Source organism: uncultured Massilia sp., from assembly GCF_913773735.1.
Taxonomy (GTDB): domain Bacteria; phylum Pseudomonadota; class Gammaproteobacteria; order Burkholderiales; family Burkholderiaceae_D; genus Telluria.
On sequence record NZ_CAJYEB010000023.1, the window covers coordinates 41,699 to 62,445 of the forward strand.

Here is a 20,747-nt window from a genome sequence, read left to right on the forward strand (position 1 = left end):
GCCGGCTGCGCCGCCGTGTCCGCTGCCCGCGCACCGCCAATAACAAGAGGCTTCAAAATCGACCCCGTTCTCATTTCCATCCTGCTGGCCACCGGGCTGGCGGGCATGGTCAGCATCACCGCCGCCGCCATCTTCTCGTTCACGCTGCTGTCGAAAGTCGTCGAGCGCATGGTCAGCCTGTCGGTCGGCATCATGCTGTCGACGTCGCTGCTGCACGCGCTGCCGGAGGCGTTCGAGTCGAAGGCCGATCCGCGCACGCTGTTCGCCACCCTGCTGGGCGGCCTGCTGGCCTTCTTCCTGCTCGAGAAGGTGGCGCTGCTGCGCCATTCGCACCACCACGAGCACGACGGCCACCACCACGCCCACGGCCACGACGCGCTGCAGGCGGGCAAGGCCGGCTGGATGATCCTGATCGGCGACGGCATGCACAACTTCACCGACGGCATCCTGATCGCCGCGGCCTTCCTGGCCAACCCGGAGCTGGGCATCGTCACCGGCATCGCCATCATCGCCCACGAGATCCCGCAGGAGATCGGCGACTTCATCGTGCTGCTCAACGCCGGCTTCTCGCGCCTGCGCGCCTACCTGTTCAACCTGCTGTGCAGCATGCTGGCGGTGGCCGGCGGCCTGCTCGGCTACTACACGCTGGACCGCGCCAGCGGCCTGATTCCCTACGTGCTGGTGTTCGCGTCCTCGGGGTTCATCTATATCGCCGTGAGCGACCTGATGCCGCAGATGCAGCGCCGCGCCACCGTGCGCGAATCGATCCCGCAGGTGCTCCTGATCGCCCTGGGCGTGGGAATCGTGCTGTTCCTGACACACGGGAAGTAGGCCCCGGCACCGATTTTGCCGTGGAGTGTTGACAGCGGGAATCTTTGCATCCTATGCTGAAACCGTCACCTGTTCGGTACGGAGGGAAGCATGGCAAGCCTGGTCAATCAGATGGTGGGAGCGCTGCGCGAGCAACCGGTGCGTTGCGCCGTGCGTTGCGCCTATGTCGTCGGCGCGCTGCTGGCGCTGGTCGTGCTGGTGGCGCTGGCCGATTTCCTGCCCGCTCCCTACCATTGACGACGACGGGCGGCACCGGCCGCCCGCACGGTGCGCGGCGCGTCAGGGCGCGCCGGTCTGCACCGCCCGCGCCGGATCGGCGCTCCATTCGCTCCACGAGCCCGGATAGAGGCTCGCGCCCGGCATGCCGGCCACTTCCAGCGCCAGCAGGTTGTGGCAGGCGGTCACGCCGGAGCCGCACTGCATGATGGCGTCGCGCGGGTCGCCCACCGCCACCCCCAGTTCCGCCCGCAGCTGCGCGGGTGCCTTGAAGCGGCCGTCGGGCTGCAGGTTGTCCTTGAAGAAGCGGTTCCTGGCGCCCGGGATGTGGCCGCCGACCGGGTCGATGGTCTCGTTCTCGCCGCGGAAGCGGTCCGGCGCGCGCGCGTCGACCACCGTGCGGCCGCCGTGCTCCACGTTGTGCAGGACCGCGTTCACGTCCACCGTGGTCACCAGCGCGGGGCGCGCCGCGATGTCGCCGCGCGCGCGCGCCGGCGGCGCGTCCGTCACCAGCGGCTGGCCGGCCGCCTGCCAGGCGGGCAGGCCGCCGTCCAGCACCGCCACGGCCTCGTGGCCGACCCAGCGCAGCATCCACCACAGGCGCGCGGCGTACATGCCGCCGTGGGCGTCGTAGGCCACGACCTGGCTGCCGGCGTCGACGCCGAGGGTGCGCAGCAGTGCGATGAAATCGTCCTTGTCCGGCAGCGGATGGCGGCCGCGGAAGGCGCCGTCCGGGCCCCGCCGCGCGCCCGAGAGCTGGGTCTCGACGTCGACGAAGGCGGCGCGCGGCAGGTGGCCGGCGGCGTAGGCGGCGCGGCCGGCGCCCAGGTCCAGCAGGTCGTGGCGGCAGTCGACGATCACCCACGTCGGGTCGTCGACGTGGGCGGCCAGGGCGGCGGGTTCGATCAGGGTCGTGTACATGGTGGCGTGGCTCTCCTCACAGTTCGCTGGCGATGGGATCGGTATCCTTGACGACGGCGCCGCGCGCCGTGCGCCTGGTATTGTAGAACGTCGCCGCGATTCCCGAGGCGAGGATCACGCCCATGCCCAGCCAGACGTGCCAGTCGAACACGTCGCCCCACAGCGCCATGCCCCACAGGCTCGAGAACACGATGCCGGTGTACTGCAGGTTCGCCACCACGAGCACCTTGCCGACGCGGTAGGCGCGCGTCATCGCCATCTGGGCCAGCAGCGCCGCCGTGCCGATCGCCAGGATCAGGCCGACCCCGTGCAGGTCGTGCGCGTGGAAGGGCGTGGCCAGGCCGTTCTCGAACAGCGTGCCGGCGAAGCCGGCGACCGCGGTGGTCAAGGAGAAATAGAACACGACGCGGTATTCCGGCTCGCCCATCTGCCCGAGGCCGCGCACCTGCAGGTAGGCCATGGCCGAGACCACGGACGAGGCCAGCCCGACCAGGCCGCCCAGCCACTGGTTCATCTCGACGGCGGGCCGCAGCACCAGCGTGACGCCGGCGAAGCTCGCGCCGATCGCCAGCACCAGCGGCCACTCGGGCGTGCCCTTGGCATGCCACCAGCCGATGAAGAACATGTAGGTGGCGATCCAGATCGGCGCCATGTAGTTGAGGGTGACCGCGGTGGCCAGCGGCAGCTTGCCGATGGCGTAGAACCACATCCACAGCGAGGTCACGCCGACCAGGCTGCGCACCAGGTGCTTGGCGGGGAAGCGGGTGCGGAAGGTGCCGCCCTGGGCGCGCACCAGCAGGAACAGCAGCACGGTGCCGACCAGCCCCCGGTACATCACGATTTCCGACGTGGAGTACGTCGCGGAGGCCAGCTTCACGCCCGCGCCCATGGCGGCGAACGCGAAGCTGGCGAACAGCATCCACAGAGAAGCCATCAGGCTCCCGGCGGAATGTCGGCGAACTTGCCGCGGTACCACTCGTGGAAGTGCTGCATGCCGTCTTCCATCGGCGACTGGTACGGACCCGCCTCCGTCACGCCGCGCTCCATCAGGATCTTGCGGCCGGCGTCCATGCGCAGGCCGATCTCGTCGTCCTCCACGCAGGTTTCCATGTAGGCCGCGCGCTCGGCGTCGACGAACTCGCGCTCGAACAGGACGAATTCCTCCGGATAGTAGAACTCGACCACGTTGCGGGTCTTCTGCGGACCGAGCGGCCACAGCGTCGACACCACCAGCACGTTCGGATACCACTCGACCATGATGTTCGGGTACAGCGTCAGCCAGATCGCGCCGTACTTCGGCGGCTGGCCGTTGTGGAACTTGAGCACCTGTTCCTGCCACTTCTTGTAGGCCGGCGAACCGGACTTCTGCAGGCCGCGGTGCACGCCCACGGTCTGGACGCTGTAGTCCGGACCGAATTCCCAGCGCAGGTCGTCGCAGCTGACGAAGTTGCCCAGGCCCGGGTGGAACGGCTCGACGTGGTAGTCCTCCAGGTAGACCTCGATGAAGGTCTTCCAGTTGTAGTCGCAGTCGTGCACCTCGACGTGGTCGAACATGTAGCCCGAGAAGTCGAGGTCCTTGGTCACGGACATGTGGCGCAGCTTGTCCATCACGTCGTAGCCGTTCTGCTCGAACAGCAGGCCGTTCCAGCCCTGCAGCGGGGTCCTGGACAGGTTCAGGCAGGGCGTGTCCGCGAAGTGCGGCGCGCCGATCAGTTCGCCCTTGAGGTCGTAGGTCCAGCGGTGCAGCGGGCAGACGATGTTGTTGGTGTTGCCGCGGCCATTGAACATCAGGGCCTGGCGGTGGCGGCAGACGTTGGAGAGCAATTCGATGCCCTGTGCATTGCGCACCAGCATGCGGCCCTCGTTCTCCGATGTCAGGGTCGCGAAATCGCCCTTCTCCGGCACCATCAGTTCATGGCCCACGTAACGCGGGCCCTTGAGAAACAATTCCTGCATTTCGCGCCGCAGCAGCGCTTCGTCGAAGTAGACAGTTACCGGAAGCTGCGCGTGCGAACGCGCCAGCTTGGCGTGGGTAGCCAGATCGGACATCCCAACCCCCCTTTACACAGATTTCAGCCAAAGAAGAGAAAGAATCCGAGAACCAGTATTTTCAAGTGCATCCGCAAGCCGGCAACGCGCGACCTGGCCGCACCTGACAGTGTGGATGCTCTTTTAAAGAACGGAATACGGTATTTCGGAGACAGAACCGGAGATTATAGCCTGTAACGGGCTCTCCGGTCGCGGGCCGGCGCGAGATTGTGGTGCTTGCGTGCGCAAAAATTGCCTGAAAGGCATCGTTTTCATGAATCCCGATCTGCTTTGCGATAAAATCCGGCTTTGCTTGCAAGTCGACGGGACAGTTGCGCCGTCACGCGGGGTGGGTTGTTTTACAATAAGCGATTACACTGGCCCGCCGTACGCAGCATGCGCGCTGCTGGCCAGGCCCCCGAATCGATCAAGATCATTATGCCAAATAAAACGAACGTGGAGAGCGCCGCAGCGGCCGCAAGCCCGCCGGCCTCCTTCGAACAGGCGATGGCCGAACTGGCCCAGCTGGTCACGCAGATGGAAGGCGGCCAGCTGCCGCTGGACGCCTCCGTGGCCGCGTATGCGCGCGGGTCCGAGCTGGTGCGCTTTTGCGCGGCCCAGCTGGAGAAAGTGGAGGCGCAGGTGAAGGTCCTGGAAGGCGAGATGCTCAAGCCCTTCAACACCGACGATGGAGGCGACCAATGAACGCAGCCTTCGCCGACTGGATGAAGGCCGTGCAGGCCGGCACCGAGGAGGCGCTGGCGCGCTTCCTGCCGCCCGCCGCGCAGGCGCCGACCAAGCTGCACGAGGCGATGCGCTACACGACGCTGGGCGGCGGCAAGCGCGTGCGCCCGCTGCTGGCGCACGCCAGCGGCGAGCTGTCCGGCGCGGGCAGCGATGCGCTGGCGCGCGCCGCCTGCGCCGTCGAGATGATCCACGCCTACTCGCTGGTGCACGACGACATGCCGTGCATGGACGACGACGACCTGCGCCGCGGCAAGCCGACGGTGCACGTGGCCTACGACGAAGCGACCGCGCTGCTGGTCGGCGACGCACTGCAGGCCCAGGCCTTCGGCGTGCTGGCCGGCAGCACGGACGTGCCGCCGGCGCGGCTGGTGTCGATGCTGCGCCTGCTGGCCGAGGCGGCCGGCTCCGCCGGCATGTGCGGCGGCCAGGCGATCGACCTGGACAGCGTGGGCATCGCCCTGAGCCTGGAACAGCTCGAGCGCATGCACCAGCTCAAGACCGGCGCCATGCTGCGCGTGTCGGTGCTGCTCGGCGCGCTCGCCGGCAGCGACCTCGCGCCGCCCCAGGTCGAGGCGCTGGACGCCTATTCCCGGGCGATCGGCCTGGCGTTCCAGGTCGTCGACGACGTGCTCGACGCCACCGAGGATTCGGCCACGCTGGGCAAGACGGCGGGCAAGGATGCGGCGGCCAACAAGCCGACCTACGTGTCGATCCTGGGGCTGGAACCGTCGAAGGCATTGGCGGAAAGATTGCGGCTGCAGGCGCACGAGGCGCTGGCGCCGTTCGGAGAACAAGCACTGCGGCTGCGCGAACTCGCGGACCTGATCGTGCAGCGGAAGGCATAAATGAAACTGCTAGAGACCATCAACCAACCGGCCGACCTGCGCAAGCTGCCGCGCACCCAACTGACCCCGCTGGCGCAGGAACTGCGCCAGTACCTGCTCGATTCCGTGTCCAAGACCGGCGGCCACCTGTCGTCCAACCTCGGCACCGTCGAGCTGACGATCGCGCTGCACTACGTGTTCGACACGCCGCACGACCGCATCGTCTGGGACGTCGGCCACCAGACCTACTCGCACAAGATCCTCACCGGCCGGCGCGAGCGCATGCCGACGCTGCGCCAGCTGAACGGCCTGTCCGGCTTCCCCAAGCGCGACGAGAGCGAGTACGACACCTTCGGCACCGCGCACTCGTCGACCTCGATCTCGGCGGCGCTGGGCATGGCCCAGGCCGCGAAGATCAAGGGCGAGAAGCGCAAGGCGATCGCCGTGATCGGCGACGGTTCGATGACCGCCGGCATGGCCTTCGAGGCGCTGAACAACGCCGGCGTCGAGGAAGATTGCGACCTGCTGGTGGTCCTGAACGACAACGACATGTCGATCTCGCCGCCGGTGGGCGCGCTGAACCGCTACCTGGCGCGCCTGATGTCGGGCCAGTTCTACGCGGCCGCCAAGAACGTCGGCAAGTCGGTGCTGCCGGCGCCGATGCTGGAACTGGCCAAGAAGCTGGAAGAACACGCCAAGGGCATGGTGGTCCCGGCCACGATGTTCGAGGAGTTCGGCTTCAACTACATCGGCCCGATCGACGGCCACGACCTGGATTCCCTGATCCCGACGCTGGAAAACATCCGCAAGCTCAAGGGGCCGCAATTCCTGCACGTGGTCACCAGGAAGGGCCAGGGCTACAAGCTGGCCGAGGCCGAGCCGATCCTGTACCACGGCACCGGCAAGTTCAACCCGAGCGAGGGCATCAAGCCGGCCAAGGCCGGCAAGATCACCTACACCGAGGTGTTCGGCAACTGGCTGTGCGACATGGCAGCAAGCGACAAGCGCCTGGTCGGCATCACGCCGGCGATGCGCGAGGGCTCGGGCATGGTGCGCTTCCACCAGGAGTACCCGGAGCGCTACTTCGACGTCGGCATCGCCGAGCAGCATTCGGTGACCTTCGGCGCGGGCCTGGCCACCGAGGGCATGAAGCCGGTCGTGGCGATCTATTCGACGTTCCTGCAGCGCGGCTACGACCAGCTGATCCACGACGTGGCGCTGCAGAACCTGGACGTGACGTTCGCGCTGGACCGCGCCGGCATCGTCGGCGCCGACGGCGCCACGCACGCCGGCAACTACGACATGGCCTACCTGCGCTGCATCCCGAACATGGTCGTGATGGCGCCGTCCGACGAGAACGAATGCCGCAGCATGCTGACCACGGCCTACCACTACCCCGGACCGGCCGCCGTGCGCTATCCGCGCGGCGCGGGCGTGGGCGCCACGATCGAGACGGCGCTGACGTCCATCGAGATCGGCAAGGGCGTCGTCAGGCGCCAGGGCAAGGGCGTCGCCATCCTGGCCTTCGGCGCGATGGTGGCCCCGAGCCTGGCCGCCGCCGAGGAACTGGGCGCCAGCGTGGCCGACATGCGCTTCGTGAAGCCGCTGGACGTCGACCTGGTCAAGCGCCTGGCGCAGGACCACGACTACCTGGTGACGGTGGAAGAGGGCTGCACGATGGGCGGCGCCGGTTCGGCCGTGGCCGAGGCGCTGGCCGCCGAAGGCATCGTCAAGCCGCTGCTGATCCTGGGCCTGCCGGACCGCTTCATCGACCACGGCGACCCGGGGCTGCTGCTGGCCTCCGTCGGCCTGGACGCGAACGGCATCGGCAAGTCGATCCGCGAGCGCTTCGGCATCAAGGAAACCAGGCTGGTGGCCAACAGCTGACCGCGGCGCGATCCGGCGCTGGAAAACAACGCCGTCCCGGCCCCGCCGCGGACGGCGTTGTTCATGGCGTGGTCCGGCCGGGCGCAGGGCGCGGCGCGCCTTGCGTGCCGGCCTACGACGGCGTTCGCGCGCTCATCGGCTGGCGTGCGCGGGCACGTGCAGCGAGCGCGCCAGCAGGTGGCCGGCCAGCCAGCCGCCGGCCAGGCCGCCGAGGTGCGCCGCATTGTCGGTATGCGGATACAGGAAGCCCGCGGACAGGTTGAACAGCAGGAACGGCAGGATCGAGCCGCGCAGGTCCGCCACCACCGTCGGCGGCACGCCGCTGTCCTTGCGGCGCAGGAAGGCCAGCAGGCCGCCGATGATGCCGAACACGGCGCCCGAGGCGCCCACGCTGTTGACCTGCGGGTTCCACAGCACGCTGGCGACGCTGCCGCAGACGCCGGCCGCCAGGTACAGGGCGGCGAAACGCGCGCTGCCGAAGATGCGCTCGACCAGGCGGCCGACCTGCCACAGCGCGAACATGTTGAAGGCCAGGTGCAGCAGGCTGCCGTGCAGGAACATCGCGGTGACGAGGCGCCACCATTCGCCGGCCAGGGTCAGGCGTCCCACGTTCGAGCCCCATTTCACCAGCTGCACGGCGTGGGCGATGGCGTCGGCGCGGCTGCCCCGGCCGATGGCCGTGCGCAGGTCGGCGGCGGCCGAGGAGTGCAGCTGCAGCCACATCAGCGCGAAGATGCCGACGTTCGCCGCCAGCAGCAGCCAGATGACGGGCGTGGACGGACTCCAGTAGTCGATGCGGTCGTGGAAGGCTTCGCGCTCGCCGTACGCGACTTCGAATGCGGGCGTCCAGCGCGCGGGCAGGGCGGCCACGATGGCTTGCGCGGTGGCGGCGTCCGGCGCGCTGAAGCCGACCTCGCGGCTGCCGTCGACCTCGATCGCGTGGAACAGCACGTCCTCGCCCTCCGCGCGCGCATTGACGATGTCGACCTTGCGCAGGCGGTGCTCGGCGCGCCGCGGGAAGCGGAACGAGCGGTGGCTGCTGCCGCGCAGGACGACGAAGTCGGCCTCCAGCACGACCTGGCCCGGCCCCTGGAACAGGTAGGGATTCGATGGCCAGCCACGCCCGCCGCGATGGAAGCGGACGTCGACGACGGCCTTGCCCGCTCCCGCCATCAGCCGCGCTGGCGCTCGTGCTGCCAGAGCACGTCGCTGCCGCCGGCGTGGCGGTTCAGCACGCGCGCCAGCACGAACATCAGGTCGGACAGGCGGTTGACGTACTGGCGCGGCTGCGGATGGATGGTTTCCGCGGCCGACAGCGCCACGATGCTGCGCTCGGCGCGCCGGCACACGGTCCGGCACACGTGGGCGAGCGCGGCGGCGCGCGAGCCGGCCGGCAGGATGAATTCCTTGAGCATCGGCAGGTCGGCGTTGTAGCGCTCGACCAGGGCATCGAGGCGCGCCACGTGATCTATCTTGATCATCTGGTAGCCGGGGATGCACAGCTCGCCGCCCAGGTCGAACAGGTCGTGCTGGATCGAGACCAGCTGTTCGCGCGTGGCGGGCGGCATGTCCTCGCACAGCAACAGGCCGACGAAGGAGTTCAGCTCGTCCACCTCGCCCAGCGCGTGGATGCGCAGGCTGTCCTTGCCGGTGCGGCTGCCGTCGCCCAGGCCGGTGGTGCCGTCGTCGCCCGTGCGGGTCGAAATCTTCGAAAGTCGATTGCCCATGGTGATACCCTGCCGATAAAAAAAGATAGCCGGAGCATACGCCAAATCGCCCCGATCGTGCTTACAATCGATCCATGATTCCCTCGCTCCAAGTCGATCCCGAACGCCGGCGCCAGGTCGCCCGGGCGCTGCTGGCCGTGCTGCCCGAACGCTGCGTGCTGCTGGATCCCGAAGACACGCGCCCCTACGAATGCGACGGCCTGGCGGCCTACCGCCAGTTGCCGATGATCGTCGCGCTGCCGGACAGCGAAGCGCAGGTGCTGGCGATCCTGCAGGTCTGCCGCGAACTGCAGGTGCCGATCGTGCCGCGCGGCGCCGGCACCGGCCTGTCGGGCGGCGCCCAGCCGCTGGCCGACGGCGTGGTGGTCTCGACGGCGCGCCTGAACCGCATCGTGCGCGTCGAGCCGTTCGCACGCACGGCCGTCGTGCAGCCGGGCGTGCGCAACCTGGCCATTTCCGAGGCCGCCGCGCCGTTCGGGCTGTACTACGCGCCCGACCCGTCCTCGCAGATCGCCTGCACGATCGGCGGCAACGTCGCCGAGAATTCGGGCGGCGTGCACTGCCTGAAGTACGGCCTGACCGTGCACAACGTGCTGCGCGCGCGGGTCTGCACGATCGAGGGCGACGTGGTCGAACTGGGCGGCGAGGCGCCCGACGCACCGGGCCTGGACCTGCTGGCCGTGTTCATCGGTTCCGAAGGCATGCTGGGCATCGTCACCGAAGTCACCGTCAGGCTGGTGCCCAGGCCGGCGCTGGCCCAGGTGATCATGGCCTCGTTCGACGACGTCGCCACCGGCGGCAACGCGGTGGCCAGCGTGATCGCCGCCGGCATCATCCCGGCGGGCCTGGAGATGATGGACCGGACCTCGTCGCGCATGGTCGAGCCTTTTGTGAAGGCCGGCTACGACACCGACGCCGCGGCGATCCTGCTGTGCGAGGCCGACGGCACGGCGCTCGAGGTGGCCGAGGAGATCGAACGCATGACGGCCGTGCTGCGCGCGGCCGGCGCCGGCGCGATCGCGGTGTCGCAGGACGAGGCCGAGCGCCTGCGCTTCTGGTCCGGCCGCAAGAACGCCTTTCCGGCGGCGGGGCGCATCTCGCCCGACTATTACTGCATGGACGGCACGATCCCGCGCAAGCACCTGGCGCACGTGCTGGCGCGCATCGAGGAGATGGAGGCGACGTTCGGACTGCGCTGCGCCAACGTGTTCCACGCGGGCGACGGCAACATGCACCCGCTGATCCTGTTCGATGCCAGCAAGGCGGGCGAACTGGAACGCGCGGAAGCCTTCGGCGCCGCCATCCTGGCGCTGTGCGTGGAAGTGGGCGGCACCATCACCGGCGAGCACGGCGTGGGCATCGAGAAGATCGATTCGATGTGCGTGCAGTTCGGCGCGAAGGAGCTGGACGCCTTCTTCGCCGTCAAGCGCGCCTTCGACCCCGCCATGCTGCTGAACCCGAACAAGGCGATCCCGACGCCGCACCGCTGCGCGGAATTCGGACGCATGCGCGTGAGCGGCGGCGCGCTGCCGTTCGCGCACCTGCCGCGCTTCTGAACGCCATCGGCAGGGTGCGCACCCCGTGCGCACCAAACGCCGGCATGACGCGAACGCCCGGTGCGCACGGGGTGCGCACCCTACACGATAGAACGACAAGCAGGACGGAGACATGCAGGAGAACGTTGAAGGATTCCGGGAACGAATACTGGCCGCCGCGCAGGAGCGGCGCCCCCTGCGCATCCGCGGCGGCGGCACCAAGGACTGGTATGGACAGCAGGTCGACGGCGAGGTGCTCGACACGCGCGCCCACGCCGGCATCGTCGACTACGAGCCGACCGAGCTGGTGGTCACGGCGCGCTGCGGCACGCCGCTCGCGCAGGTCGAGGCAGAGCTGGCCCGCTGCGGCCAGATGCTGGCGTTCGAGCCGCCGCACTTCGGCGCCGGCGCCACCTTCGGCGGCGCGATCGCGGCCGGGCTGTCCGGGCCGCGTCGTACCGGAGCCGGCGCGCTGCGCGACTTCGTCCTCGGCGCGCAGCTGCTGGACGGGAAGGGCGACGTCCTGAATTTCGGTGGCCGCGTGATGAAGAACGTGGCCGGCTACGACGTGGCGCGCCTGCTGGCCGGCTCGCTCGGCACGCTGGGGCTGCTGCTGGAAATCTCCGTGAAGGTGCTGCCGCGCGCCGTCGCCGAGGCGACGCTGCGCTTCGAGCTGGACGAGGCCGACGCCCTGCGCAAGCTCAACGAATGGGCCGGCCGGCCGCTGCCGCTGTCGGCCAGCTGCTGGCACGACGGCGTGCTGGCGCTGCGCCTGTCCGGCGCGCGCGCCGCCGTCGAGGATGCGCGGCGCCTGCTCGGCGGCGAGACGATGCCCGACTGCGCCGCCTTCTGGGACGACCTGCGCGAGCAGCGCCACGCCTTCTTCCTTGGCGACGCCCCGCTGTGGCGGCTGGCGCTGCCGTCCACCGCCGGCCCGCTGGCTGCGCACCTCGGCCCCCGGCTCGTCGAATGGGGCGGGGCGCAGCGCTGGCTGCGCGCGCCCGGCGACGCGGAGCATGCCGCGCGCATCCGCGCCGCCGCCACGGCCTGCGGCGGCCACGCGACGCTGTTCCGCGGCGGCGACAAGGCCGTCGGCGTGTTCCAGCCGCTGGCGCCGGCCATCGCGCGCATCCACGCGCGCCTGCGCGCCGGCTTCGACCCCGCGGGCATCTTCAATCCGGGAAGGATGGGCTGACATGCAAACCAATCTCGCCGATTTCATCAAGGGCACGCGCGAGGGCGACGAAGCCGAGGCCATCCTGCGCGCCTGCGTGCACTGCGGCTTCTGCACCGCCACCTGTCCCACCTACCAGCTGCTGGGCGACGAACTGGACGGCCCGCGCGGGCGCATCTACCTGATCAAGCAGGTGCTCGAGGGCGAGACGCCCACGCGCAAGACCCAGCTGCACCTGGACCGCTGCCTCACCTGCCGCAACTGCGAGAGTACCTGTCCCTCGGGCGTGAAGTACGGCCGCCTGGTCGACATCGGCCGCAGGATCGTCGAGGCGCGCGTGCCGCGTCCGGCGGCCGAACGCCTCAAGCGCACGACGCTCAAGGAAGTGCTGCCGCGCCCGGGCGTGTTCGGACCGGCGTTCGCGGCCGGCCGCCTGGCGCGTCCGCTGCTGCCGGCGGTGCTGCGCGACAAGCTGCAACCGGCGCGCCCGGCGGGGCAGTGGCCCACGCGCAGCCACGCGCGCAAGATGCTGGTGCTGGACGGCTGCGTCCAGCCGGCCATGGCGCCCAACGTCAACGCCGCCGCGGCGCGCGTGCTCGATTCCCTGGGCGTGCAGCTGGTGGCGGCGCCGCGCGCCGGCTGCTGCGGCGCGGTGCGCTTCCACATGAACGACCAGGACGGCGGCCTGGACGACATGCGCCGCAATGTCGACGCCTGGTGGCCGTACGTCGAGAACGGCGCGGTCGAGGCGATCGCGATGACGGCGTCCGGCTGCGGCGTGACGGTCAAGGAATACGGGCACCTGCTGGCCCACGATCCGGCCTATGCGGCGAAGGCGGCGCGCATTGCCGCGCTGACGAAGGACCTGGCGGAGATCGTCTGCGACTTCGAGGGCGAGATCGCCGCGCGCATGGCCGGCCGGGTGACGGAGCGGATCGCCTTCCACCCGCCGTGCACGCTGCAGCACGGCCAGCAGGTCCGCGGCAAGGTCGAAGGCGTGCTGCGCGCGGCCGGCGTCGACGTGGTGCTGTGCGCCGACAGCCACCTGTGCTGCGGCTCGGCCGGTACCTATGCCGTGCTGCAGCCGGAACTGGCGCACGCGCTGCGCGACCGCAAGCTGGCCAACCTGGCCGCGACCGGGGCGCGCGAAATCGTCTCCGCCAACGTCGGCTGCATCACGCACCTGCAGTCGGGAACCGCCACGCCCGTGTCGCACTGGATCGAACTGGTCGACCGCGCGCTGGCGGGCTCCTAGCGCCGGCTCCTGGCCCGATCCGGTTCGCCCCGGCCGCGGCCCGGTTCGCCCCAAACCGGTTGCCATCGCCCGCGCGCGGGCGGCATGCTGGACGCATCGAACGGCATGGGAGGGATGGGGATGAAGCGACGGGACGTATTGAAGGCATCGATGGCGGCGGCGCTGCTGCACGGGGCGCCGGCCGCCGCGCTGGCGGCGCGGCAGGCGTCGCGGGTGCGGCCGGGCATGCCGGGCTGGCCGGACGCGCAGGCATGGCGGCGCCTGGGCGTGCAGACCGGCGGGCGCCTGATCGAGCCCGTGTCCCCGTTCGCGCACTGCGGCGCGGACGGCTGCGCCGCGGCGCTGAAGGGCATCCAGAGCCAGTACTACATCGGCGACCATCCGGCGCTCACCCAGAGCAGCGGCTGGCAGGATGCGTGGGTCTCGCAGGTCAGCCCGTACGCGGTGGCGGCGCGCACCGCGCAGGACGTCGCCGCGGCCGTGCGCTTCGCGCGCCGGCACGGGCTGCGCCTGGTGGTCAAGGGCGGCGGCCACAGCTACCTCGGCACGTCGAATGCGCCGGACTCCCTGCTGGTCTGGACGCGCGCGATGAACGACATCGCCATGCACGACGCCTTCGTCGGCCACGGTTGCGCGCCGGAGACGGCCGGGCCGGCCGTGAGCATCGGCGCCGGCGCGCTCTGGGCCGAGGCGTACGCGGCCGTCACCACGCGCGGCGGCCGCTACGTGCAGGGCGGCGGCTGCACGACGGTGGGCGTGGCCGGCCTGGTGCAGGGCGGCGGCTTCGGCAACTTCTCGCGGCGCTACGGCACGGCCGCCGCCAACCTGGTCGAGGCCGAGGTGGTCACGGCCGACGGCGAGATCCGCATCGCCAACGCGGCCACCAACCCGGACCTGTTCTGGGCATTGAAGGGCGGGGGCAGCAGCTTCGGCATCATGACCCGCCTGACCCTGCGCACGCATGCGCTGCCGGCCTTCTTCGGCGGCGTGTTCGGCAAGATCGAGGCCACGACCGACGAGGACTTCCGCGCGCTGGTGGCGCGCTTCGTGGCCTTCCATGCCGCCAGCCTGTGCGACGAACATTGGGGCGAGACCGTGTCGCTGCGCGGCGGCGGACGACGGATGCAGCTGTCGATGGTGTTCCAGGGACTGGACGAAGCCCGCGCCCGCGCCATCTGGGCGCCGTTCCTCGACTGGGTGCGGGCGCGCAAGGCGTACCGCTTCGAGGAGCCGCTGATCGTGCAGATCCCGGCGCGGCATTTCTGGGATCCGGCGTACCACGCCACGCACCTGCCGGGGGCCATGACGGTCGAGGACGGCCCGCGCGGCGCGGGCGAGCGCTTCGTCTGGACCGGCGACCGCGAACAAGCCGGCGGCTTCCTGCACGGCTACCGGTCGGCCTGGCTGCCGGCCGCGCTGCAGGACGCCGCCAGCCAGGACCGCCTGGTCGACGCCCTGTGCGGCGCGGCCGCCCAGTGGGACGTCGAACTGCACTTCAACAAGGCGCTGGGAGACGCCGCGCAGGACGCCCGCGACGCCACGCGCGACACGGCGATGAACCCGGCGGTGCTCGACGCCTTCGTGCTGGCGATCATCGCCGGCGCCGGCGGTCCCGCGTTCCCGGGCATGCCGGGCGCCGGGCCGGACGAACGGCGCGCCCGCCAGCGCGCCACCGCCATCCACGCGGCCATGGACACGCTGCTCGAAGTCGCCCCCGGCGCCGGCGCCTACCTGTCGGAAAGCGACTACTTCCAGCGCGACTGGCAGCAGGCCTACTGGGGTGGCAACTACGCCCGCCTGGCACGCGTCAAGCGCGCCGTCGATCCGGACGGCCTGTTCTTCGTGCACCACGGCGTGGGCAGCGAGGCGTGGAGCGCCGACGGTTTCACGCGCAGGCCGGCCTGACGGGCCGGCGGTCCTGCGGTCCTGCGGCCGAAAGCAGGAAATGTGCGGAGGTGGTAGCATCGGCGCCGGATTTTCGATTGGAGGAGGCGTCCGTGAGTTTCGTGTTTCGGCTGATGGCGCAGGACGAGGATGCGGCGCCGGCGGTCGCCTTCCAGGACAGCATCAGCCCCGGCTACGTACCGCTGTGGGAAGACATCGGCGTCTACGACGCGCTCTACAACAGCGACGGCCGCGAGGCGCGCGACGTCTCGCGCGCGATCGCCTACGGGATCGACAGGCTGGCCGACGACGAATCGCTGGGGCGGATGCTGCCGGCGACGTGCCGCCTGTCGGAAGCGATCCGCTTCCTGGAGAACGTGCACCGGGGCTGCGTCATCCACGCCTCGGCGCGCGTCGAGACGCGCTGAATCCCTGGCGCGCGGGCCTGAATGCAACCTGAAGATTCGGCCGCCCGGCGGGGCGGAACCGGACAAGCGCTGGTGTACTATTTCATCTCTTGAAATTGCCGGATTGTCAAAGCTGGCATCCCATGGAGACAATATCGATGCGCATCCGCTTTCTTTCCGCCGCCGCCGTCGCGGTCCTGACGAGTTCCATGGCCGGCCCGGTCGCCCGGGCGCAGGAGGTCGTCGGCAGCGCGACGTCGCCGGACGGCGCATTGAGCGTGGAGGTCCAGCTCGGCCCGACGGGCCGGCTCGGCTACGACATCAAGCGCAAGGGCAAGGACATCATCGCGCCGTCGCGCCTGGGCTTCAACCTCGCCAATGCCTGGAAGCTGGACGGCGGCTTCAGCGTGCGCGACACCCGCGTCAGCGAGCATGACGACACCTGGGAACAGCCGTGGGGCGAGCGCCGCCACGTGCGCAACCACTACCGCGAACTGCGCGTCGAACTCGAACAGAAGGAACGCGACCAGCGCGCGCTGGCCGTGGTGTTCCGCGTCTACGACGACGGCGTGGGCTTCCGCTACGAATTCCCCGAACAGCCGCAACTGCGCGACGTCGAGATCACGGACGAGCTGACCGAATTCGCGGTGGCCCAGCCGGCCACCGCCTGGTGGATCCCGGCCGGCGAGCTGCCGGGCCTGGAAGAGCTGGTGCGCAAGGCGCCGCTGAAGGAAATCGGCACCGCCAACACCCCGCTGACGATGCGCCTGGAGGACGGCACCCACGTCGCCATCCACGAGGCGGCGCTGGTCGACTACGCATCGATGTGGGTGCGCAAGGTGGACGGCCAGTTGCTGCGCGCGCAGCTGGCGCCGTCGAGCCGCGGGGCCGCCGTCGTGCGCCACGGCGCCTTCACGACGCCCTGGCGCACGCTGCGCATCGCCGACGACGCGGCCGGCCTGTACATGTCCGACCTCGAACTGAACCTGAACGAGCCGAACAAGCTGGGCGACGTTTCCTGGGTCAAGCCGTCGAAGTTCGTCGGCGTGTGGTGGAGCATGCACCTGCAGCAGACCACGTGGAACGCGGGCGAGCGCCACGGCGCCACGACGAAGAACACCAGGCGCTACATCGACTTCGCCGCGAAGAACGGGTTCCGCGGCGTGCTGGTCGAAGGCTGGAACCAGGGCTGGGAAAGCAACTGGGGCCACGGCGGCGCCGACTTCAGCTTCACCAGGCCGTATCCCGACTTCGACCTGCCGGCGCTGGCCGCCTACGCCAAAAAGAAGGGCGTGCGCCTGATCGGCCACCACGAGACGGGCGCCAACCTGGTCGCCTACGAAGGGCAGATGGACGATGCGTATGCGCTGTATGCCGCACTGGGCGTGGACAGCGTCAAGTCGGGCTACGTGCACGAGGCGGGCACGATGCTGTTCCCCGGCGCCGACGGCAAGCCGTACTACGGCAACTACGATTCGCAGGATGGCGTTCGCCACTTCCAGAAGGCGGTGACGGAGGCGGCGCGCCATCGCATCGCGGTGGATACCCACGAGCCGATCAAGGACACCGGCCTGCGCCGCACCTACCCGAACTGGCTGTCGCGCGAAGGCGCGCGCGGCGTCGAGTACAACGCCTGGGGCAACCCGGTCAATCCGGTCGACCACGAGGCCAAGCTGGTGTTCACGCGCATGCTCAGCGGCCCGATGGACTACACGCCGGGCGTCCTGAGCCTGGTCGGCGCCGAGGGCAAGGTGTTCAATTCGACGCAGGCCAAGCAGCTCGCCAACTTCGTCGTGATCTACTCGCCGATCGCGATGGCGGCCGACATCCCGGAAAACTACGCCAAGTACCCGAAGGCCTTCAAGTTCATCAAGGACGTGCCGACCGACTGGGACGATACCCGCGTCCTGAACGGCGCGGTGGGCGAGTACGCGACCATGGCGCGCAAGGACCGCCATTCGGACGACTGGTACGTCGGCGCCGTCACCGACGGCGAGGCGCGCACGCTGCCGCTGCCGCTGTCCTTCCTCGACGCCGGCAAGGACTACGTGGCCGAGATCTACCGCGACGGCGACCAGGCCGACTACCGCAACGAGCACCGTTTCGACCTCGTCGTCGAGAAGCGGACGGTGACGGCGCGCGACACGCTGCAACTGAAGCTGGCGCCGGGCGGCGGGCAGGCGATCCGGTTCGCGCCGAAGCATTGAGGCGCCGTTCCTACGGCTGCTGGATGGCCGGCGCCGCAGGAACGAGCAGCGCATCGCGCGCCGCGCCGGCCGGCGGCGCGAGCACGAAGCGCGGCACCCACAGGACGAGGCCGCTGTGCGGCAGCACGAATCTCCGGATGCCGCCCGACTGCGTGCGGCGGGCGGCCCCACCGATACCGGCCAGCGTGCCGAAACCGAAATCCCGCATCACGTTGGCGAACAGGACCGCCGAGGAATAGGTCGACGGTCCGATCGCCACGCTTACCTTGCCGCGAAAGCGCAGGGGATTGTCCATGTCGGGCTGGCGCCAGGTCCCGATCTCCCCATGCACGACCTGGCCCGCCGTCTCGCCGCGCGCGGCGTCGGGTTCGAGCACCGTCTTCACGTAGGTCGAACCGGTGCGGTAGGGCCGCATCGCCAGGTACGGCATCAGGCCGTCCAGCCACAGCGCATCATCGCCACCGCCGTTTTCCGACACGTCGATCGTCAGCGCGCTCACGCCTTCCTCGCGCATGCGCGCGAACGCCGCGCGCGTGAACGACAGGAAGCGCTCCCGGAACGCGCCGTCCAAGGAGCCCACCGTGAGCACCGCGCGCGCGCCGGGACGGATATCGATGCGGAACCGGCGCGCGAAGTCGCCATCGTCGCGCAGCAGCGCGGGAACGGCCGTGGCGGCGGCGACGTCCATCGTCCATTGCCGGGCGCCGTCTTGCAGCCGCAGGCGGTAGCGCGCGGGGCTGCCGCAAGTCTTCCAGTGGTACAGCCACCAGCGCCGCGCCAGCAGCGCGGCGCGGAACAGCGGGGTGTCGCCATGCACCAGGGCGGACAGGTCGGCTACCGCCGCCGTGGCCGGCACGCCGTCGATGGCCAGGATGCGCGTGCCTGCCAGGGGCGTCGCGCCGCCGCCCAACGCGGCGCGGATCGACAGCGTGCCGTCCACGCCGATGTCGACTTCGTACGGGAACAGCGTGCCGCCGGCCGCCAGATGGGCCATGGTGTCGGCGCGCCAGTCCGCATGGCCGACGAACAGGTGGGCGTCGGCGAGCAGCGGGTTGAGCGTCGCCAGGCGGCGCCAGGCGTCGTCGCGCGTCATGGTCGGCGGCACATCGGCCGCGAGCGCATCCAGTGCGCGGTCCAGCGCGGCGGGATCGACCGAAAAGCCCGGATCCGGATGCACGCGCATGATCGTGTGGCGGATGAAGGCGATGTCGTCGCGGAACCCGGCGGCGTCGATCGGGGCCTGGCCGGCGGCCGATGCCGTTGCCGGGACAAGTAGGCAGGCCAGGACCCAGCGGGCGAACATGTGTCGGAGTGTTGTCATGGAAGTCGCTTGTGCATGTCGTTGTTTGTTGAAATAATATAGGTGTTTTTCAACAAAAAGAGAAGCCATGAAAAAGCGCGCCATTGATGACCGCACTATCGACTACCGGGCGATCGACGCCCCGGACCTGATCGACGTGCTGTCCGCCCCGCTGCGCCAGGAAATCGTCGACATGCTGGCCGCGCTCGGCGGCGAGGCCGGTGTAGCGGAACTCGCGCTGCAGATGGGACGCCATGCGGACGGCCTGTACTATCACCTGAAGATCCTGTGCAAGGCCGGGCTGGTCGTCGATGCGGGCGCCGGGGAAGGCAGCGAGCGCCGCTACCGCCTGGCGGGGGATGGCGTCCAGCCCCTGCGGCTCGCCTACCGCACCGGTAGCGCGCCCCATGCCGCGGCCCTGCGCAAGTTCGCGCACGGTCTGCTGCAGGTGGCGGAAAAGGATTTCGGTGAGGCGCTGGAGATGGAGGACGTCGTTGGCGCCGGTCCTGTGCGCGAGTTATGGGCGGCGCGCAACAAGGCCTGGCTGACGCAGGCGGAACTGGAAGAGGTCAACGGCTTGCTGGAACGCCTGTGCGAGCTGATGAGCCGCCCGCGCTCGGACGAACGCAGCCGCCTGATGAGCTGCGCGTTCGTGCTGGCACCGCATGCCGCGCTGCCCAAGCGGCGCGGCCAGCAGGAAGCTTGACGCCCCGTGACGATTCGATAGGTTTGCGCCCGCCATTGCGTGGCACTATCGGGGATTCAGCCATCGAAGGAAATCCATGCGCATCACCTCGTCGCCCATCCTCCTCGCGGCCGTGCTGGCCTGCGGCAGCGCCCACGCCGCCGGCCCGCGCGTGCAGGAAGAACGTTTCGATACGCCCAGGCTGCAGCTGGCGCGCCTGACCCTGCACGAGGACGGGCGTGCGCCGGTGCGCTACTACCTGTCGAAGCCCGCGCAGCGCGCGCCGCTCGTGCTCTACATCCAGGGGTCGGGCTGCCTGCCGCCGTTCAGCGGGCTGGGAACGGACAACCGTTCGTCCACGATCTATTCGTGGGTGCAGCTCGCCGCGCAGGGGCGCTACGCCGTGATGTCGGTCGACAAGCCCTACCAGCCGGACGCGCCGCCGCCGGAAGGGAAGGGTGTTGCGAACGGCTGCGGCGCCGCCTTCAACGACCATTTTTCCTTCAACACCTGGCTGGCCACCCTCGAGACGGCGCTGCGCCATGCCTTGGGCCGGCCGGAGGTGGACGCGCGCCGCGTGCTCGTGATCGGCCTCTCCGAAGGCGCGCCGATGGCGGCCGCGCTGGCCCGCGCGATGCCCGCGGTGACCGACGTGGCCCTGGTCGGCGCGAACGGGCCGAGCCAGTTGTTCGACTTCGCCGCCGGCATCCATCGCGCGGACGCCAGCGACGACGACAAGCTGGAGCGCCTGCAGGAACTCGACGCGCAATACGCCGCCATCGCCGCCGATCCGCGCAGCACGAGCAAGTTCATGTGGGGGCATACCTACCTGCGCTGGAGCAGCTTCTTCGCCCATTCCACCGCCGCGGAACTGGCGCGTTCGCGCGCCCGCGTCTATCTGGTGAGCGGCATGCGCGACGAGGCCGTGCCGATCCTGTCCACCGAGGCGCTGTACGCGCAACTGCGCACGCAGGGACGCGACGTGACCTTCCGGCGTATCCCGGACGTCGGGCACGGCCTGGTGGAGGAAGGGCTGTCGATGGAGGAAACCGGGCAGCGGCTGCAGCGCGAGTACGACGCCATCATGGCGTGGTTCGAACGGCGCTGAAGCCGTCCGGC

The 20,747-nt window shown here is 69.8% G+C and carries 19 protein-coding genes; 13 read left to right on the forward strand and 6 right to left on the reverse strand.

Going from position 1 to position 20,747, the window contains the following annotated elements:
* Window positions 1-105: 105 nt before the first annotated feature.
* Together QZ749_RS09895 and QZ749_RS09900 are read left to right on the forward strand one after the other, a co-directional pair.
* Window positions 106-831, forward strand: coding sequence for a ZIP family metal transporter (locus tag QZ749_RS09895; RefSeq protein ID WP_296946018.1), 726 nt, complete (start codon window positions 106-108; stop codon window positions 829-831).
* Window positions 832-921: 90 nt separating this feature from the next.
* A complete protein-coding gene (locus QZ749_RS09900; RefSeq protein WP_296946019.1) occupies window positions 922-1,068 on the forward strand; it encodes a hypothetical protein in 147 nt (48 codons plus the stop codon).
* Between the two features lie 42 nt (window positions 1,069-1,110).
* On the opposite strand, the gene QZ749_RS09905 is transcribed toward QZ749_RS09900, so the two are convergent.
* From QZ749_RS09905 to QZ749_RS09915, 3 genes are read right to left on the reverse strand one after another with little or no spacing between them, the layout of a single operon-like run.
* Complete coding sequence (locus tag QZ749_RS09905) at window positions 1,111-1,968, reverse strand: sulfurtransferase (protein ID WP_296946021.1); 858 nt, start codon at window positions 1,966-1,968, stop codon at window positions 1,111-1,113.
* Between the two features lie 16 nt (window positions 1,969-1,984).
* Window positions 1,985-2,902, reverse strand: coding sequence for a DMT family transporter (locus tag QZ749_RS09910; protein WP_296946023.1), 918 nt, complete (start codon window positions 2,900-2,902; stop codon window positions 1,985-1,987).
* On the reverse strand, window positions 2,902-4,017 hold the full coding sequence (locus tag QZ749_RS09915) for an aromatic ring-hydroxylating dioxygenase subunit alpha (RefSeq protein WP_296946025.1): 1,116 nt from the start codon (window positions 4,015-4,017) through the stop codon (window positions 2,902-2,904). The genes QZ749_RS09910 and QZ749_RS09915 overlap by 1 nt, the downstream gene beginning before the upstream one ends.
* A gap of 417 nt (window positions 4,018-4,434) precedes the next feature.
* On the opposite strand from QZ749_RS09915, the gene QZ749_RS09920 reads away from it, so the two are divergent.
* The 3 genes from QZ749_RS09920 to dxs are packed head-to-tail and all read left to right on the forward strand — an operon-like array spanning window position 4,435 to window position 7,454.
* A complete protein-coding gene (locus tag QZ749_RS09920; protein ID WP_296946027.1) occupies window positions 4,435-4,701 on the forward strand; it encodes an exodeoxyribonuclease VII small subunit in 267 nt (88 codons plus the stop codon).
* Window positions 4,698-5,588 carry a polyprenyl synthetase family protein gene (locus QZ749_RS09925; protein ID WP_296946029.1) on the forward strand — a complete coding sequence of 297 codons (891 nt, stop codon included), beginning with the start codon at window positions 4,698-4,700 and terminating at the stop codon, window positions 5,586-5,588. The genes QZ749_RS09920 and QZ749_RS09925 overlap by 4 nt, the downstream gene beginning before the upstream one ends.
* Window positions 5,589-7,454: a 1-deoxy-D-xylulose-5-phosphate synthase gene (dxs, locus tag QZ749_RS09930; RefSeq protein ID WP_296946031.1), complete on the forward strand. Its 1,866-nt coding sequence runs from the start codon at window positions 5,589-5,591 to the stop codon at window positions 7,452-7,454.
* Window positions 7,455-7,586: 132 nt separating this feature from the next.
* Here dxs and QZ749_RS09935 read toward each other — a convergent pair whose 3' ends face one another.
* Entirely contained in the window at window positions 7,587-8,627 is a 1,041-nt protein-coding gene (locus QZ749_RS09935) for a rhomboid family intramembrane serine protease (RefSeq protein ID WP_296946034.1), read from the reverse strand.
* Window positions 8,627-9,181, reverse strand: a complete 555-nt coding sequence (locus tag QZ749_RS09940; RefSeq protein ID WP_296946037.1) for a cob(I)yrinic acid a,c-diamide adenosyltransferase — start codon at window positions 9,179-9,181, stop codon at window positions 8,627-8,629. The genes QZ749_RS09935 and QZ749_RS09940 overlap by 1 nt, the downstream gene beginning before the upstream one ends.
* Window positions 9,182-9,255: 74 nt before the next feature.
* On the opposite strand from QZ749_RS09940, the gene QZ749_RS09945 reads away from it, so the two are divergent.
* The 6 genes from QZ749_RS09945 (at window position 9,256) to QZ749_RS09970 (ending at window position 17,643) form a co-directional block, all read left to right on the forward strand.
* The gene (locus QZ749_RS09945) at window positions 9,256-10,737 is read left to right on the forward strand and encodes an FAD-linked oxidase C-terminal domain-containing protein (RefSeq protein ID WP_296946039.1); all 1,482 of its coding nucleotides are present in this window, start codon (window positions 9,256-9,258) and stop codon (window positions 10,735-10,737) included.
* 112 nt (window positions 10,738-10,849) lie between these two features.
* Window positions 10,850-11,911 (forward strand): glycolate oxidase subunit GlcE, encoded by a 1,062-nt coding sequence (gene glcE, locus QZ749_RS09950; protein ID WP_296946043.1) that lies wholly within the window; start codon window positions 10,850-10,852, stop codon window positions 11,909-11,911.
* Window position 11,912: 1 nt separating this feature from the next.
* Complete coding sequence (gene glcF, locus QZ749_RS09955) at window positions 11,913-13,145, forward strand: glycolate oxidase subunit GlcF (protein ID WP_296946046.1); 1,233 nt, start codon at window positions 11,913-11,915, stop codon at window positions 13,143-13,145.
* Window positions 13,146-13,265: 120 nt separating this feature from the next.
* Entirely contained in the window at window positions 13,266-15,050 is a 1,785-nt protein-coding gene (locus tag QZ749_RS09960; RefSeq protein ID WP_296946049.1) for an FAD-binding oxidoreductase, read from the forward strand.
* A gap of 92 nt (window positions 15,051-15,142) precedes the next feature.
* On the forward strand, window positions 15,143-15,457 hold the full coding sequence (locus QZ749_RS09965) for a hypothetical protein (protein WP_296946052.1): 315 nt from the start codon (window positions 15,143-15,145) through the stop codon (window positions 15,455-15,457).
* A 137-nt stretch (window positions 15,458-15,594) separates the two neighbouring features.
* Entirely contained in the window at window positions 15,595-17,643 is a 2,049-nt protein-coding gene (locus QZ749_RS09970) for a glycoside hydrolase family 97 protein (protein WP_296946054.1), read from the forward strand.
* Window positions 17,644-17,653: 10 nt separating this feature from the next.
* On the opposite strand, the gene QZ749_RS09975 is transcribed toward QZ749_RS09970, so the two are convergent.
* Entirely contained in the window at window positions 17,654-18,964 is a 1,311-nt protein-coding gene (locus tag QZ749_RS09975) for a S41 family peptidase (protein WP_296946057.1), read from the reverse strand.
* A gap of 67 nt (window positions 18,965-19,031) precedes the next feature.
* On the opposite strand from QZ749_RS09975, the gene QZ749_RS09980 reads away from it, so the two are divergent.
* A complete protein-coding gene (locus QZ749_RS09980) occupies window positions 19,032-19,649 on the forward strand; it encodes a helix-turn-helix transcriptional regulator (protein WP_296946060.1) in 618 nt (205 codons plus the stop codon).
* A 76-nt stretch (window positions 19,650-19,725) separates the two neighbouring features.
* Entirely contained in the window at window positions 19,726-20,736 is a 1,011-nt protein-coding gene (locus QZ749_RS09985; protein WP_296946063.1) for a S9 family peptidase, read from the forward strand.
* Window positions 20,737-20,747 lie beyond the last annotated feature (11 nt).